This window comes from Serratia bockelmannii (assembly GCF_051803255.1).
In the GTDB taxonomy this organism is placed as follows: domain Bacteria; phylum Pseudomonadota; class Gammaproteobacteria; order Enterobacterales; family Enterobacteriaceae; genus Serratia; species Serratia bockelmannii.
In genome coordinates this window covers 2859447-2874809 of record NZ_CP196512.1, presented here as the reverse complement: position 1 = coordinate 2874809, position 15363 = coordinate 2859447, and the positions used below count along the sequence as shown (strand labels likewise).

Genomic DNA, 15363 nt, shown 5'->3' with positions numbered 1-15363 from the left:
TCATAGTCGCGCTAAGGGTAGCACAGCCGGTGATAAAAAAGCGCGGCGATAAAGTGGGTGGTAGCCGGGCGGCAGGCTTGGCATAATCACCGCTGAATGACACCGGCAGAGAGACAGCGTGACAGACGATTTTGCAACAGACGGCGCATTGGCGCAGGCTATCAAGGGATTCAAACCGCGTGAGCCGCAGCGGCAGATGGCGCAAGCCGTTACCGAAGCGATCAATTTCAAGCAGGAACTGGTGGTGGAAGCCGGCACCGGCACCGGCAAAACCTTCGCTTATCTGGCGCCGGCGCTGCGTGCCGATCGCAAAGTGATCATCTCCACCGGTTCGAAAGCGCTGCAGGATCAGCTGTATGCGCGCGATCTGCCCACCGTCGCCAAGGCGTTGAAGTACAAAGGCAAGCTGGCTCTGCTGAAGGGGCGCTCCAACTACCTGTGTCTGGAGCGTCTTGAGCAACAGTCGATGGCCGGCGGGGAGCTGGCGGGGCAGACGCTGATCGATTTGGTGCAGCTGCGCAAGTGGTCGTCGCAGACCAAAGAGGGTGATATCAGCACCTGTAGCGAAGTGGCGGAGGACAGCTTCGTCTGGCCATTGGTGACCAGCACCAATGACAACTGTCTGGGCAGCGACTGCCCGTTGTATCAGGATTGCTTCGTGGTCAAGGCGCGCCGCCGCGCGATGGATGCAGATGTGGTGGTGGTAAACCATCACCTGTTCCTGGCGGATATGGTGGTGAAAGAGGGCGGTTTCGCCGAGCTGATCCCAGAAGCCGAGGTGATGATTTTCGACGAGGCGCACCAAATCCCCGACATCGCCAGCCAGTATTTCGGCCAGCAGCTCACCAGCCGCCAGCTGCTGGATCTGGCGAAGGACATCACCATCGCCTACCGCACCGAGGTGCGCGATGCCGCTCAGCTGCAAAAGAGCGCCGACCGTCTCAGCCTGAGCACGCAAGATTTCCGTCTGAATCTGGGAGAACCGGGGTTCCGCGGTAATCTGCGTGACGTGCTCGGCGAACCCAACGTGCAGCGCGCTCTGTTGCTGCTCGATGACGCGCTGGAGCTGTGTTATGACGTGATGAAGCTGTCGCTGGGGCGTTCGGCGCTGCTGGACGCCGCCTTTGAGCGCGCCACGCTGTACCGCGCGCGTCTCAAACGCCTCAAGGCGGTAACGGAACCGGGCTACAGCTATTGGTATGAGTGCAATTCGCGCCACTTCGTGCTGGCGCTGACGCCGCTGACGGTAGCCGATCGTTTCCGCGAAATGCTGGACGAGAAGCCGGGCAGCTGGATCTTTACCTCGGCCACGCTGTCGGTCAACGATCAGTTGGGCCACTTCACCGAACGGCTGGGGCTGACCAAGGCCAAAACGCTGCTGTTGCCGAGCCCGTTCGACTATGCCAAACAGGCGTTGCTGTGCGTGCCGCGCTTTTTGCCTTCGCCGAATCAGCCCGGCGGGGCGCGCCAGCTGGCGCGCATGCTGCGCCCATTAATCGAAGCCAACAACGGCCGCTGCTTCTTCTTGTGCACATCGCACCAGATGATGCGCGAGCTGGCGGAAGAGTTCCGCGCCACGATGACGCTGCCGGTCTTATTGCAAGGGGAAACCAGCAAAGGGCAGCTGTTGGCGCAGTTCGTCGCCGCCGGTAACGCGCTGTTGGTGGCGACCAGCAGCTTCTGGGAAGGGGTGGACGTGCGTGGCGATGCGCTGTCGTGTGTCATCATCGATAAGCTGCCGTTTACTTCACCGGACGATCCGCTGCTGAAGGCGCGCATTGAAGATTGCCGCCTGCGCGGCGGCGATCCGTTCAATGACGTACAGTTACCGGATGCGGTCATCACCCTGAAACAGGGGGTGGGCCGTTTGATCCGCGATACCGACGATCGTGGCGTGCTGGTGATTTGCGATAACCGTCTGGTGATGCGCCCTTATGGCGAGGTGTTCCTCAATAGCCTGCCGCCCACGCCGCGTACCCGCGATCTGAAACAGGCCATCGCCTTCCTGCAGGCCGCCGATACGTCGGCCACGTGAAAGATGAAGGGCTTACGGGGCTGTGCTACAATGCGCGCCCTGTATGAAAAACCCAGTTTTATTCCCGCCAGAGGTTGGCATGTCCACGCGAATTTTAGCGATCGATACCGCGACGGAAGCCTGTTCCGTCGCCGTCTGGAATCAAGGCGAAATCCACGCCCTGTTTGAGCTGTGCCCACGCGAGCATACGCAACGAATTTTACCTATGGTGCAGCAGGTGCTGGCGGAATCCGGTCTGGCGCTCAACCAGCTCGATGCGCTGGCCTTCGGCCGCGGCCCCGGCAGTTTTACCGGGGTGCGCATCGGCATCGGCATCGCTCAGGGCCTGGCGCTGGGCGCCGATTTGCCGATGATTGGCATTTCCACGCTGCAAACCATGGCGCAGGGCGCCTGGCGCGTCAGCGGCGCGGCGCGCGTGCTGGCAGCGATCGATGCGCGCATGGGGGAAGTCTACTGGGGGCAGTTCGAACGCCAAGTGGACGGCAGCTGGTTGGAAAGCGAAGGCGAGGCGGTGCTGTCGCCGGCGCAGGCGCTCGAGCGTGCACAGCGTCTGCAGGGCGAATGGGCCCACGTCGGCACCGGCTGGCAAACCTATCCCGACCTGGTCAACGGTTCTACGCTGAGCGTGCGTGACGGCCAAATGCTGCTGCCGCAGGCGCAAGACATGCTGCCGCTGGCGCTGCACGCCTGGCAACAGGGGTTGGCGGTGGCGGTGGAAAACGCCGAGCCGACCTATCTTCGCAATGAAGTCACCTGGAAAAAACTGCCGGGCCGCGAGTAATCGCGGCGTATTGTGCTGTTGTTGATGCCGGGCGATGAAGGCCTGCAACTTGAACGACGAAACGCGGTCAAAGTTACAGGCATTTCAGGAGATTGCGACCATGTTAATCCGCACTGCAAGTAAAAAGCTGTCGCTGCTGGCCGTCGCCTGCGGCGCGCTGGTTCTGACCGGGTGCGTCACCGTACCGGATGCGATCAAAGGCTCCAGCCCTTCGCCGGTGACTCAGCTTTCCTCGGTACAAAATGCACCGAACCTGTTTACTGGCGCGGAAGCCCGCTTCGGCGGCACTGTGGTGAACGTCGCCAACGAACAAGGGCGTACGCTGCTGGAGATCGCGGCGGTGCCGCTCGACAGCGGTGCGCGGCCGATACTGGGTGAACCGTCGAACGGCCGCTTGCTGGCCACGGTGAACGGCTTCCTCGAACCGGTCGATTTCAAAGGCCAACTGGTGACCGTCGTCGGCCCTATCACCGGCCTGAAAGAGGGGCGGATCGGCATGACGCCATATCGCTTCGTAACGATGAACGTGACCGGTTTCAAGCGCTGGCATCTGGTGCAGCAGGTGGTGATGCCGCCTGCGCCGATGGGCCCTTGGGGCTGGCGCGGTGGTCCGTGGGGGCCCGGCTGGGGCGCAGGCTATGGCTGGTACAACCCCGGTCCGGCACAGGTGCAAACCATCGTAACCGAGTAGCATACGCTTGATGTGAACATATTTGACAGGGCGGCTCAGGCCGCCCTTTTGCTTTTTGGGATAGGGAATATCCGACAATTAGTGACGTACATCGCAACCTGAATAATGTTTAAAACCCGAACTGGTCTGCTGAGTTAAAATATTGTTATGGTTAGGCTGCGAGTTTGAGGGCTGCGATGATAATTAGTAATGATTTCAGGAGTAATACCTTGGATAAGGTCTGGTTAAAACGGTATCCGGCAGATGTGCCCGCAGAGATTGATGCCGATCGCTATTCGTCGTTGATCGAAATGTTTGAGCATGCCGTGCAGCGTTATGCCGATCAGCCCGCCTTTATCAACATGGGCGAGGTGATGACCTTCCGCAAACTGGAAGAACGCAGCCGGGCTTTCGCGGCTTACCTGCAAAATGAACTGGGCCTGAAGAAGGGCGACCGTGTCGCGCTGATGATGCCTAACCTGTTGCAATACCCCATCGCTCTGTTCGGCATTCTGCGTGCCGGCATGGTGGTGGTCAACGTCAACCCGTTGTATACCCCGCGCGAGCTGGAGCACCAGTTGAACGATAGCGGGGCCAGCGCCATCGTTATCGTTTCCAACTTTGCCCATACGCTGGAAAAAGTGGTGTTCAACACCCAGGTCAAACACGTGATCCTGACGCGCATGGGCGACCAGCTTTCGGCCGCCAAAGGCACGCTGGTTAACTTCGTGGTCAAATACGTCAAGCGCCTGGTGCCCAAATACAACCTGCCGGACGCCATTTCATTCCGCAGCGCGCTGCAACGCGGCCGCCGTTTGCAATATGTAAAACCGGACATCATTAATAGCGATTTGGCTTTCCTGCAATACACCGGCGGTACCACCGGCGTGGCGAAGGGCGCGATGCTGACGCACCGTAACATGCAGGCCAACCTTGAGCAGGCCAAGGCCGCTTATTCGCCGCTGTTCCGTGAAGGGCAGGAACTGGTGGTGACGGCGTTGCCGCTATACCACATTTTCGCGCTGACGGTGAACTGCCTGCTGTTTATCGATCTGGGCGGGCGCAATTTGCTGATCACCAACCCGCGCGATATTCCGGGGCTGGTGAAGGAGCTGGGTAAATATCCGTTCACCGCCATGAGCGGGGTGAATACGCTGTTCAACGCGTTGCTGAACAACGAAGAGTTCCACAAACTCGATTTCTCTACGCTGCGTTTCTCGGTCGGCGGCGGTATGTCGGTGCAAAAAGCGGTGGCCGAGAAGTGGGAGAAAACCACCGGTAAACACCTGCTGGAAGGCTATGGTCTGACCGAGTGCGCGCCGCTGGTGGCCGGTAACCCTTACGATCTGAAACACTACAGCGGCAGCATCGGCCTGCCGGTGCCGTCGACGGACATTCGGTTGGTGGACGACAACGGCCATGACGTGCCGCCGGGCGAACCGGGCGAACTGTGGGTCAAAGGGCCGCAAGTTATGTTAGGCTATTGGCAGCGCCCGGAAGCCACCGACGAAGTGCTTAAAGATGGCTGGCTGGCGACCGGCGATGTGGTGACCGTGGACGATCAGGGATTTGTGCGCATCGTCGACCGCAAGAAAGACATGATCCTGGTCTCGGGTTTCAACGTGTATCCGAACGAGATTGAAGATGTGGTCAGCCAGCACCCGAAAGTGCTGGAATGTGCGGCAATCGGCGTGCCCAGCGAGGCCTCCGGTGAAACGGTGAAGATCTGCGTGGTGAAGAAAGACGCCTCGCTGACCAAGGAAGAGCTGTTGACCCATTGCCGTCGCCACCTGACCGGGTATAAAGTGCCTAAAATTGTTGAGTTCCGCGATGAACTGCCGAAGTCGAACGTCGGCAAGATTTTGCGGCGAGAACTGCGCGATGAGCTAAAAACGCCGAAGCCGGCCGATGCCGCCTAGGTGTCGCTTTCGCGTCTGACTATCAACAACGCCGGTGAATGCCGGCGTTGTTGTGTTTGAATCCTACAAGAGAATGATGTTTTGAATTATCAGTTGATCACTACCGATGCCGGATTGCAGCAGGTCTGCGAGCAGGCGAGAAAGCATGCCCAGATTGCGCTGGACACCGAGTTTGTCAGAACGCGCACCTACTATCCTCAGCTGGGCCTGATCCAGCTCTACGACGGTGAACAACTCTCCCTCATCGATCCTCTGCCGATCAAGCAATGGCAGCCGTTTGTCGACCTGCTGGCCGACACCGCCGTGGTGAAGTTCCTGCATGCCGGCAGTGAAGATCTTGAAGTGTTTCTCAACGCCTTTAAAACGCTGCCGACGCCGATGATCGACACCCAGATCCTGGCGGCCTTTACCGGTCGGCCGCTCTCCTGCGGTTTTGCGACGCTGGTGGCGGAGTACATGAAGGTTGAACTGGACAAGAGCGAGTCGCGCACCGACTGGTTGGCGCGCCCGCTGACCGAAAGACAGTGCGTGTATGCGGCCGCCGACGTGTTCTACCTGCTGCCGATGGCCAAACAGCTGGTGCAGGAGACCGAAGAGGCCGGCTGGACCGCTGCGGCCCATAACGAGTGCCTGCTGCTGTGCCAACGCCGTAGCGAGACGCTGGCGCCGGAAGTGGCCTATCGCGAAATCAGCAATGCCTGGCAGCTGCGCCCGCGTCAGCTCGGCTGTTTGCAGAAGTTGGCAGAATGGCGGTTGCGCCAGGCGCGCGAGCGCGATCTGGCGGTGAACTTCGTGGTGCGTGAGGAGAACCTATGGCAGGTGGCGCGCTACATGCCGTCTTCGCTGGGAGAACTGGATTCTCTGGGGCTGAGCGGGCCGGAGATCCGTTATCACGGCAAAACGCTGCTGGCGCTGGTGGCCGAAGCCGAAGCGCTGGAGGAGTCCGAGTTGCCCGCGCCGTTGGCTAACCTTATCGATCAGCCGGGCTACAAGAAGGTGTTTAAGGACATCAAGGCCGCTATCGCTACCGTCAGCGAGCAAAGCGGGTTGAGCAGCGAGCTGCTGGCATCCCGTCGCCAAATTAACCAATTGTTGAACTGGCATTGGAAACTGAAGGACGGCGAGAGTCGCCCTGAATTAATCAGCGGCTGGCGCGGCGATTTATTAATGGCGCCGTTGCAGGACATCCTGAAAGATTATTAATCGCTGGTTATCACCAGGGCAGGGTAGGGAAACTCTGCTCGGGTGAATATAGGCAGGAAATAATGCGTTGAAGGTAAATCTGGCCAGAATTTACTTTAAACGAGGTGGCGGCAAAGTTAATTGGGAATTGTCCCAAAGGGAAAAATCAATTTTTTGCTGCCGATAATGCTTAATAACTGGATACACATACAGTTACCCCCTGCATAAAATATACAGGGGGTAATTAATGCGTCGCAATCATTTAGCTGCTTCTTCCGATTCCGGTAATGTCACGTTAAGTTCAAGTACCGAAATATCGTCCCCTTTCTGCTCGAACTGCACATGCAGCATTTCAGGATCGATCTGAATGTATTTGCAAATAACCGCCAGAATATCGCGTTTCAGATCAGGCAGATACGGGGGCTCACTGTCCCCACGACGACGCTCTGCGACGATAATCTGCAGCCGTTCCTTGGCTATATTGGCTGTCTGTTTTTTGCGGGACAGAAAGAAGTCTAATAAGGCCATGGTTTATCCCCCAAAAAGGCGTTTCAGGAAACCCTTCTTCTCTTCTTCAATGAAGCGGAATGGGCGTTCTTCCCCCAACAAGCGGCAAACGGTATCGTCGTACGCCTTACCGGCGTCTGACTCGGCATCCAGAATGACAGGCTCACCCTGGTTGGAAGCGCGCAGCACGGACTGGTCTTCCGGGATCACACCCACCAGCGGAATGCGCAGAATTTCAAGCACGTCTTCCATGCTCAGCATGTCGCCACGGCTGACGCGGCCCGGGTTGTAACGGGTCAGCAGCAGGTGTTCCTTGATTGGCGATTCGCCTTTCTCGGCGCGGCGTGACTTGGAAGAGAGGATACCCAGGATACGGTCAGAGTCGCGTACCGAAGACACTTCCGGGTTGGTGGTGATGATAGCTTCGTCGGCGAAATACAGCGCCATCAGCGCACCGGTTTCGATACCGGCCGGTGAATCGCACACCACGAAGTCAAAATCCATCTCGCCGAGATCGTTGAGGATTTTTTCAACGCCTTCGCGGGTCAACGCGTCTTTGTCGCGCGTCTGCGAAGCCGGCAGGATATAGAGGTTTTCAGTGCGTTTGTCTTTGATCAACGCCTGATTCAGCGTGGCATCGCCCTGAATCACGTTCACGAAATCATACACTACCCGACGTTCGCAGCCCATAATCAGGTCAAGATTACGCAGGCCGATATCGAAATCGATCACGACGGTTTTCTTGCCTTTCTGGGCCAGGCCGGTAGCGATGGCCGCGCTCGAAGTGGTCTTGCCAACGCCCCCTTTACCCGATGTAACAACAATAATGCGTGCCATGAAATGGATTCCTTGTCAAAAGGGCTTAATTTAAAGGTTGTATGGTTAAAGCGTTATCCAACAGGCTGAGTCGTACGGCCTGCCCGACGTAATCGGACGGGATTTGGTCGCTCAACCAGTACTGCCCTGCGATAGAGACTAGCTCAGCCGCCAGGTGGGTGCAAAAAATCTGACATTGCGTGTCGCCTGACGCGCCTGCCAGTGCGCGACCGCGCATCATGCCGTAGACATGAATATTGCCATCGGCAATCAATTCGGCGCCGGCGCTGACGCTGCTGGTCACGATAAGATCGCAGTTGCGGGCGTAAATCTGTTGGCCGGAACGGACAGGCGTACTGATGATGCGCGTTTTGGCGGGGGCGTTATCCGCCACCACGGGCGCAGGTGCAGGCTCCGGCGCAGCCATCTTCTGGCCTTTGCCTTCGCTCAGCAGCGGCAGCCCGGCACGGGCTATCGCGCGCTTTTGACGCTCATCTCTGCAACCGCTGATACCCACAACGCGCAGGCCTGCTGCCGCGACAGCCTGTTGAAGTTCTTTCCAGTTCGCATCGCCTTCCAGCGTTGCGACGTTGATAACAACAGGGGCGTTTTTCAGAAAAGCGGGCGCTTGCTCAACTTTTTCCTGTAACGCCTGACGTATTACCTCGGGCTGTGAATTATGCAAATGAACAACCGATAGGGTAAAACTGCTGCCTTTTAGCTCAATTGGCGATTGTGACATCTATCCTGACTCAGTCTCAGCAACTTTAAATCCCCGGAATACCACTCGGGGTGCGATATTCCGATGTACTATAAGCATGTTATAGTCAGAGTTATATCCAGGCAAGACGCTCCCTCAATTAAATAGAGTTAAAAAAATGCTTTGTGTGATCTATAGAAGCCCGAAACGCGATCAAACTTATCTTTATGTCGAAAAAAAAGACGATTTCTCTCGTGTGCCGGAAGCGCTGCTGAAAAGTTTCGGTGTACCGCAATTCGCCATGATGCTGTCGCTCGATGAGCGCAAGAAATTGGCCTCGGCGGATATCGAAAAGGTGAAGCAGGCGTTGAAAGACGAAGGCTATTACCTGCAGTTCCCGCCGCCGGTAGAAAACCTGCTCAACCAGCATCTGGCGGGCGACAAGGCCTGAGACAGTGGCCACGGCCAGGGGAGGCGCGATGACACCTTCGGCAAGAAGAATTGTATTGGCCGCCTGGCTGACGTTGGGCGGGGTGCTGATGCCGGGCGCAGCGCAGGCGGCGCAGGAGACGACGCTGGCGACGAGCGGCCGGGATCCGGCGCAGTTCCCGGCGTATGTCGAACAGCTCAAGCGCCGGGCGCGGGAGCAGGGCATCAGTCAGGCCACCCTCGACCGCGCCTTTGCGCAAATCCATTTCGTCGATCGGGTGATCAAGGCCGATCGCAATCAGCCGGAGCAGAAGGTAACCCTGGACGACTATCTGCGGCGGGTGATGACGCCCGTTAAAGTGCGCCAGGGGCGCGAACTGTACCGGCAGCGCCACGCGCAATGGACGCGCGCCGGCGAGCGCTACCGGGTGCCGGGGCGCTATATCATCGCGCTGTGGGGCATGGAGAGCGCCTACGGCAAGATTCAGGGGCGGGAAGATGTGGTGTCCGCGCTGGCGACGCTGGCGTTTGAAGGGCGCCGCGAAGCCTTTTTCAGCCAGGAGCTGATGGCGGCACTGCAGATAGTCGAGCAGGGGCACGTCGGCGATACACCGCTGAAAGGTTCCTGGGCCGGCGCGATGGGGCAATGCCAGTTTATGCCGAGCTCTTTCCTGCGCTATGCGGCGGACGGTGACGGTGACGGGCGCATCGATATCTGGAACAACATTGATGATGTCTTCGCGTCTACGGCCAGTTATTTGTCCAAAGAGGGCTGGCAGCCCGGCATCGGCTGGGGGCGTGAGGTCAAACTGCCCGCCGGTTTCAATCGGGCCGAGCTGGGGTTGAAAGACGCGCAAGCGCGCAGCGTCAACGCCTGGCAACAACGCGGGGTACGTCGTGCGGATGGCAGTGCGTTGCCGCATGCCGTTCAGCGCGGTTGGATCATTGCGCCGGATGATCTGCAGGGCCGGACGTTCCTGGTCTATGATAATTTCCGCACCCTCATGCACTGGAATCGCTCTTACTATTTCGCTATCGCCGTGGGTATGATGGCGGACGCGATCGGACATTGATCCGGCACACCAATAATCGGCTTGGCGCGCCAAGCCTCTACAGTTTGGGAGAAGCGGTATGTATCAACATAGAGACTGGCAGGGTTCGCTGCTCGATTTCCCGGTGAACAAGGTGGTTTGCGTCGGCAGTAACTATGCCGATCACATCAAGGAAATGGGCAGCGCGGTTTCCGTCGAGCCGGTGGTATTCATCAAACCGGAAACGGCGCTGTGCGATATTCGTCAGCCGGTGGCCATCCCCAAAGAGTTCGGTGCGGTGCATCATGAGGTGGAGCTGGCGGTACTGATCGGCACGCCGTTGAAACAGGCCAACGAAGACCGCGTTGCGCGGGCGATCGCCGGCTACGGTGTGGCGCTCGATCTGACGTTGCGCGATTTGCAGGCGGGCTTTAAAAAAGCCGGCCAACCGTGGGAAAAGGCCAAGGCCTTCGACGGTTCCTGCCCGATGTCGGGGTTTATTCCGGTGGCGGAATTCGGCGATCCGCAAAACGCCGAGCTGTCGTTGACCGTCAACGATCAACTGCGCCAGAAGGGCAATACGCGCGACATGATCACGCCGATCCTGCCGCTAATCAGCTATATGAGCCGTTTCTTCACGCTGCGCGCCGGCGACATCATCCTGACCGGCACGCCGCAGGGCGTGGGCCCGATGGCTTCCGGCGACATGCTGAAAATCAGCCTGAACGGCAAAACGCTCAGCACCCGGGTGATCTGATTTCTCCTTGCCGCCGGCGGTGTCGGCGGCAAAGCTTGCATCTTGTGGCTAAAATGTCTATATAGTCCCCCCTCGAACCTGTGCGCAGGTGACTTATCCATTTACCGAAACCGGACGCTAACATGTCACAACTCGCTTTTTGGCAACAGAAAACGCTGGCGGAAATGTCAGAACAAGAGTGGGAATCGCTGTGCGACGGGTGCGGGCAATGCTGTTTGAATAAGCTGATCGACGAAGATACCGACGAGATTTATTTTACCAACGTAGCCTGCAACCAGCTCAACATCAAATCCTGCCAATGCCGTAACTATGAGCGGCGCTTCGAGCTGGAAGAAGACTGCATCAAACTGACGCGCGAGAATCTCACTACCTTTGAGTGGTTGCCACCGACCTGCGCCTATCGCCTGATCGGTGAAGGCAAGCCGCTGTTCCCCTGGCATCCGCTGCTGAGCGGTTCCAAGGCGGCAATGCATGGCGAGCGCATTACGGTGCGGCATATCGCGGTGCGTGAAAGCGAGGTGGTGGACTGGCAGGACCATATCCTTAACAAGCCGGACTGGGCCAGATAAAGGCGGGCGCCTGCAGAGCAATACGCGTTTTCATGCAAGAGGGCGGCGTGTTCAGACATGCCGCCCTCTGCGTTATTGAGCTAACCACCGGGTGTGGGGCTCATGGCATAAGCCGCCATTTCACGCTTTTTTGTCGCGGCGATGCCAGTTAGCCAGATTTTTCAGCGGCTGCTTCACATACGGGCTGGCTTTGATCAGGCTGAACAGCAGTTTATTCACCGCCGTACCTACTTTGTCCATTGGCCGATCGATATCGAGAAACAGCACAGCGCGCAGTTCGTCGGTATCATTGCGCACCTCGTGTTCGTAGGAATCATCAAACAAAATCACCTTGCCTTCATCCCAGTGCAGAATTTGGTCGTCAACGCGGATCCAGAGCTTTTCCCGATCCTTTGGCACGATTAATCCCAAATGCGCGCGCACCACGGCACGAGTCGGGCCTTTGTGGGGGACGATGTGATAGTGCGGCTTAAGGATCGAAAACATGGCGGTGCGCATGCCGGGGATCTCGCTGACCGCCTGTGCGGTCTGCGGGCAAATGGCGCAGTTCTCATCAACCCGCTGCCCGTAGACAAACAGCCCGAAGGTTTTCCAATTATCCCCTTTGGAGATGCGTTGCTGATCCGGTGATATTTGGTGGAACGCGGGGATATCCTCCGGGTGCTCCAGCAACCGATCCAACTCCTCGCGAATGGCAGGCCAACGGGCTTCCAGCGCCGTGACCCAATTAAATTCATGATTACCGATCCGCGGTGTGGTGGAGATCAGCGAATGGCGAGTCTGAAAATCGCCGTTCCAGCGCAGGAATTTTTTCCCTGCTTTGAGCAGCATGCGCCGCAGGAACGGGCGCTGAGACGAAGGGGGCAATGTGGTATCCGGCATAGTATCGTGTCCTTGATGTCATATGATGTGCAGTAGTCAGCCAAAGCCTGGCTCACAGGAAGAAAGGGTGAAAGTCAACACGTCATTCAGCATAGGGAAAGCATCGCGAACGATTTTAATCTTTAATGCGCGAATGGCGTTGATGCTTGGTGCCGGATAGAGGGAAATTCCAACAATTTTTTTAAGGCGGGTAAGGGGTTGCGTGATGGGGGATAGGGGGAAAAAAGCCCCTGCAAAGATGAGGGGCAAGACACACAACAACACCAGGGAAATCGGTAGTACTCACGTTGCCGATACTATAAGGATTTTATGGGTAAACTTCACCAAAATATTGTGCTCTGAATGTGACAAAGGCGCAGTCGTTCATAAGTAACGGTAATTTATTGATGCTCGGAGGTTGAAAGGAAGGGCCGGTTTTAGCCGCCGGTATTGCAGAAGTTTAATGTTATGTAAATTACGTGCTGAACTGAGCCGGGATGCTTCTTTTTAAACGATAAGTTGGGTAATTTGGCCGCTCTCCCGCAAGTTCGAGAGCATAACAATGAAAATGGTCCGTCTGTTTGCCGTAGCTGGAGCGCTAATCGTGCTCGTTTACTTCCTTACACATACCTGAAATGGGGTTATCTCTGAATTTGACAGTAATACCCTAAAAAAACGGCGCCAGGTGGCGCCGTTTTTTGTTTGTCTGCCGTTCAGCGGCCGAACAGATCGCGGCGGCGTGGGCGGACAAACTGTGCGATCAGTACAATCAGCGCCACCAGCAGATAGGCGCCGAAGATACCAACCAGCCATTGTGGCATTTCCAGCGTCAGGAACTGCCATTGACGCACGGAACAGTCACCGGAAGCGTGGAACACCGCCGGCAACCATTTGTCCAGCGGCAGCCAGGACGGGAAGCTGACGAAGAAATCGCAGGTATTGAATGGCGAAGGATGCAACTGGATCATGGTGTGCTTCCACGCCAGCTGTACGCCTTCCCAGGCGCTGTAGATCCACAGCAAGATCGCCGCGTAGCGCAGCGGGGTTTTCGGCGCGATAGCGCCTACCAACGAGGCGCCGAGGATGCCGAATAGCGCGCAACGCTCGTAAATGCACATCACGCACGGCTGCAGCAGCATAACGTGCTGGAAATAGAGCGCGACCAGTTCCAACACCAACGCTGTCAGGGCCATCAGCAGCCAGGCGCCGCGTCCTTGTGAACAGCGGTTAAAGAATTGCAACATATCTAGATTCTTCCATGCAGTAAGCAATTGAACCGGCAGTGTAAACCAATTCCCCCTCGCTGCCAGCCACTTGGGCCGGTTTCAGCGTAAAAATATCGGTTCACCCTGCCGGCGCCGTCTCAGTGGCTGACGGTGTCGATGGGCGGCAGCGTCAGCCAATGCCACTGCGTCAACAGCTCGGTCGCCGGCTCCAAAGTGAATTGGACGCACAGCAGGCCAACTACCGTCAACACCACCGTATAAGGCAGGGCCATCCAGACCATGCGGCCATACGACAGACGCACCAGCGGCGCCAATGCCGACGTCAGCAGGAACAGAAACGCCGCCTGCCCATTAGGGGTGGCGACCGAGGGCAGGTTGGTGCCGGTATTGATGGCGACCGCCAGCAGCTCGAACTGCTTCAGCCCGATCGCGCCGGTTTCCAGCGCGGTGCGCGCCTCGTTGATGTAAACGGTGCCGACGAACACGTTGTCGGAAACCGACGACAGCAGGCCGTTGAACAGGTAGAACAGCGAAAGCTGAGAGGAGGGCTCGGCGCGCAGCACAAACTGGATCACCGGGCTGAACAGGTGCTGTTCGATGATCACTGCGACCACGGTGAAGAACACCGTCAGCAGAGCGGTGAATGGCAGCGCTTCCTGGAACGCTTTGCCGATGGCGTGCTCGTCATTCACGCCGCACAGGGAGGTGGCGAGAACGATGACCGACAGGCCGATCAGCCCAACTTCTGCCAGATGGAAGGCCAACGCCAGCACCAGCCAAACGCCGATCAGCGCCTGCATCACCAATTTAAGCCGTTCTTGTTTGCTACGGCCTGCGCTGGCCTTGCGGTCATACTCTTTCAGCACGTCGCGCACCGCTCCCGGCAATTGCGCGCCGTAGCCAAACAGGCGAAAACGTTCTACCAGCCAACACACCAGCAGGCCGCATACCAACACCGGCAGCGTGACCGGCGCCATACGCAGGAAGAAATCGATAAAACCCCAGCCCGCGTTTTTGGCGATAATCAGGTTTTGCGGCTCGCCCACCATGGTCATGACCCCGCCGAGCGCGGTGCCGACGCCGGCGTGCATCAGCAGGCTGCGCAGAAAGGCGCGGAATTGCTCCAGCGTCTGTTTGCGCTCTTCGCCGGTAAAATCACTGTCATCGCCAATGTCGCCGTCAGGGCGGTTTGACGTCACGTTGTGATAGATGGAATAGAAACCGGTGGCCACGCTGATCACTACCGCCACGACCGTCAGCGCGTCGAGGAAGGCAGAAAGGAAGGCGGCGGCCAGGCAAAACGCCAGCGACAGCAGCGTTTTCGAACGGATGTTGAGCAGCAGCTTGGTGAACACGAACAGCAGCAGCTGCTTCATAAAGTAGATGCCTGCCACCATAAAGATCAGCAGCAGCAACACTTCCAGATTATGTTCGATTTCCTGCGAAACCTGCGCCGGGCTGGTCATGCCGATGGCCACGGCCTCTAGCGCCAGCAGGCCGCCCGGCAGCAGCGGGTAGCATTTCAGCGCCATCGCCAGGGTAAAGATGAACTCGACCACCAGCAGCCAACCCGCAATAAACGGGCTGGCGAAAAAGAACACCAGGGGGTTGATCGCCAGAAAAATGAGAATGGTCAGTTTGTACCAGTCGGGAGATTGCCCCAGAAAATTTTTGAGCAGGGCGCTGCGCAGGGTTGTTTCCATTGTCCTCTATGCATCCTTAATCAGTCGTAGCACGTACCCTAACAATGCGGTGGGGGCGTGCGCAACCGGAGCTTGTTTTACGGCGGCAAATTTCCTTCGGCCGGTGTTTTTGCGCGTTTTTTGCCACTTTATGCACACTTTCGTTTATTGTTTTTCGCTCACGCTATGTCATGTCAG

Annotated in this window: 15 protein-coding genes; 9 read left to right on the top strand and 6 right to left on the bottom strand. The window is 57.6% G+C overall.

Annotated features, from left to right (window positions below; translation table 11 throughout):
- Positions 1-118: 118 nt before the first annotated feature.
- From ACSJLU_RS13715 to rnd, 5 genes are all read left to right on the top strand, one after another.
- A complete protein-coding gene (locus ACSJLU_RS13715; RefSeq protein WP_004932318.1) occupies positions 119-2035 on the top strand; it encodes an ATP-dependent DNA helicase in 1917 nt (638 codons plus the stop codon).
- Between the two features lie 79 nt (positions 2036-2114).
- Positions 2115-2816: a tRNA (adenosine(37)-N6)-threonylcarbamoyltransferase complex dimerization subunit type 1 TsaB gene (tsaB, locus tag ACSJLU_RS13710; RefSeq protein ID WP_025303116.1), complete on the top strand. Its 702-nt coding sequence runs from the start codon at positions 2115-2117 to the stop codon at positions 2814-2816.
- 100 nt (positions 2817-2916) lie between these two features.
- Positions 2917-3507 (top strand): Slp family lipoprotein, encoded by a 591-nt coding sequence (locus tag ACSJLU_RS13705; RefSeq protein WP_021503867.1) that lies wholly within the window; start codon positions 2917-2919, stop codon positions 3505-3507.
- 209 nt (positions 3508-3716) lie between these two features.
- Positions 3717-5405, top strand: a complete 1689-nt coding sequence (gene fadD, locus ACSJLU_RS13700) for a long-chain-fatty-acid--CoA ligase FadD (protein WP_025303115.1) — start codon at positions 3717-3719, stop codon at positions 5403-5405.
- 81 nt (positions 5406-5486) lie between these two features.
- Positions 5487-6608 (top strand): ribonuclease D, encoded by a 1122-nt coding sequence (rnd, locus tag ACSJLU_RS13695; RefSeq protein WP_025303114.1) that lies wholly within the window; start codon positions 5487-5489, stop codon positions 6606-6608.
- Positions 6609-6845: 237 nt separating this feature from the next.
- Here the strand turns inward: rnd and minE are convergent, their stop codons facing one another.
- The 3 genes from minE to minC are packed head-to-tail and all read right to left on the bottom strand — an operon-like array spanning position 6846 to position 8652.
- A complete protein-coding gene (gene minE, locus ACSJLU_RS13690) occupies positions 6846-7115 on the bottom strand; it encodes a cell division topological specificity factor MinE (protein WP_004932303.1) in 270 nt (89 codons plus the stop codon).
- A 3-nt stretch (positions 7116-7118) separates the two neighbouring features.
- Positions 7119-7931, bottom strand: coding sequence for a septum site-determining protein MinD (gene minD / locus ACSJLU_RS13685; RefSeq protein ID WP_016927452.1), 813 nt, complete (start codon positions 7929-7931; stop codon positions 7119-7121).
- Between the two features lie 25 nt (positions 7932-7956).
- Positions 7957-8652 carry a septum site-determining protein MinC gene (gene minC, locus ACSJLU_RS13680; protein WP_025303113.1) on the bottom strand — a complete coding sequence of 232 codons (696 nt, stop codon included), beginning with the start codon at positions 8650-8652 and terminating at the stop codon, positions 7957-7959.
- Positions 8653-8788: 136 nt separating this feature from the next.
- Between minC and ACSJLU_RS13675 the strand changes: the two genes are divergently transcribed.
- From ACSJLU_RS13675 to ACSJLU_RS13660, 4 genes are all read left to right on the top strand, one after another.
- Positions 8789-9061 (top strand): YcgL domain-containing protein, encoded by a 273-nt coding sequence (locus tag ACSJLU_RS13675; protein ID WP_025303112.1) that lies wholly within the window; start codon positions 8789-8791, stop codon positions 9059-9061.
- 88 nt (positions 9062-9149) lie between these two features.
- Positions 9150-10112 carry a lytic murein transglycosylase gene (locus tag ACSJLU_RS13670; RefSeq protein ID WP_225735592.1) on the top strand — a complete coding sequence of 321 codons (963 nt, stop codon included), beginning with the start codon at positions 9150-9152 and terminating at the stop codon, positions 10110-10112.
- Positions 10113-10170: 58 nt separating this feature from the next.
- On the top strand, positions 10171-10827 hold the full coding sequence (locus ACSJLU_RS13665) for a fumarylacetoacetate hydrolase family protein (RefSeq protein WP_060447809.1): 657 nt from the start codon (positions 10171-10173) through the stop codon (positions 10825-10827).
- 122 nt (positions 10828-10949) lie between these two features.
- Positions 10950-11396, top strand: a complete 447-nt coding sequence (locus tag ACSJLU_RS13660; protein WP_025303110.1) for a YcgN family cysteine cluster protein — start codon at positions 10950-10952, stop codon at positions 11394-11396.
- A gap of 120 nt (positions 11397-11516) precedes the next feature.
- Here the strand turns inward: ACSJLU_RS13660 and ACSJLU_RS13655 are convergent, their stop codons facing one another.
- From ACSJLU_RS13655 to nhaB, 3 genes are all read right to left on the bottom strand, one after another.
- Entirely contained in the window at positions 11517-12278 is a 762-nt protein-coding gene (locus tag ACSJLU_RS13655) for an aspartyl/asparaginyl beta-hydroxylase domain-containing protein (RefSeq protein ID WP_043143013.1), read from the bottom strand.
- A gap of 692 nt (positions 12279-12970) precedes the next feature.
- On the bottom strand, positions 12971-13501 hold the full coding sequence (dsbB, locus tag ACSJLU_RS13650; protein WP_004932277.1) for a disulfide bond formation protein DsbB: 531 nt from the start codon (positions 13499-13501) through the stop codon (positions 12971-12973).
- Between the two features lie 119 nt (positions 13502-13620).
- Positions 13621-15186, bottom strand: a complete 1566-nt coding sequence (gene nhaB, locus ACSJLU_RS13645; protein ID WP_025303108.1) for a sodium/proton antiporter NhaB — start codon at positions 15184-15186, stop codon at positions 13621-13623.
- Positions 15187-15363: the final 177 nt, after the last annotated feature.

Excerpts from the sequence above, each read along its gene's own strand:
- minC (WP_025303113.1), bottom strand. The coding sequence starts at position 8,652 with ATGTCACAATCGCCAATTGAGCTAAAAGGCAGCAGTTTTACCCTATCG.
- tsaB (WP_025303116.1), top strand. The coding sequence starts at position 2,115 with ATGTCCACGCGAATTTTAGCGATCGATACCGCGACGGAAGCCTGTTCC.
- minE (WP_004932303.1), bottom strand. The coding sequence starts at position 7,115 with ATGGCCTTATTAGACTTCTTTCTGTCCCGCAAAAAACAGACAGCCAAT.
- dsbB (WP_004932277.1), bottom strand. The coding sequence starts at position 13,501 with ATGTTGCAATTCTTTAACCGCTGTTCACAAGGACGCGGCGCCTGGCTG.
- ACSJLU_RS13705 (WP_021503867.1), top strand. The coding sequence starts at position 2,917 with ATGTTAATCCGCACTGCAAGTAAAAAGCTGTCGCTGCTGGCCGTCGCC.
- minD (WP_016927452.1), bottom strand. The coding sequence starts at position 7,931 with ATGGCACGCATTATTGTTGTTACATCGGGTAAAGGGGGCGTTGGCAAG.
- ACSJLU_RS13665 (WP_060447809.1), top strand. The coding sequence starts at position 10,171 with ATGTATCAACATAGAGACTGGCAGGGTTCGCTGCTCGATTTCCCGGTG.
- nhaB (WP_025303108.1), bottom strand. The coding sequence starts at position 15,186 with ATGGAAACAACCCTGCGCAGCGCCCTGCTCAAAAATTTTCTGGGGCAA.
- ACSJLU_RS13670 (WP_225735592.1), top strand. The coding sequence starts at position 9,150 with ATGCCGGGCGCAGCGCAGGCGGCGCAGGAGACGACGCTGGCGACGAGC.
- ACSJLU_RS13655 (WP_043143013.1), bottom strand. The coding sequence starts at position 12,278 with ATGCCGGATACCACATTGCCCCCTTCGTCTCAGCGCCCGTTCCTGCGG.
- ACSJLU_RS13675 (WP_025303112.1), top strand. The coding sequence starts at position 8,789 with ATGCTTTGTGTGATCTATAGAAGCCCGAAACGCGATCAAACTTATCTT.
- ACSJLU_RS13660 (WP_025303110.1), top strand. The coding sequence starts at position 10,950 with ATGTCACAACTCGCTTTTTGGCAACAGAAAACGCTGGCGGAAATGTCA.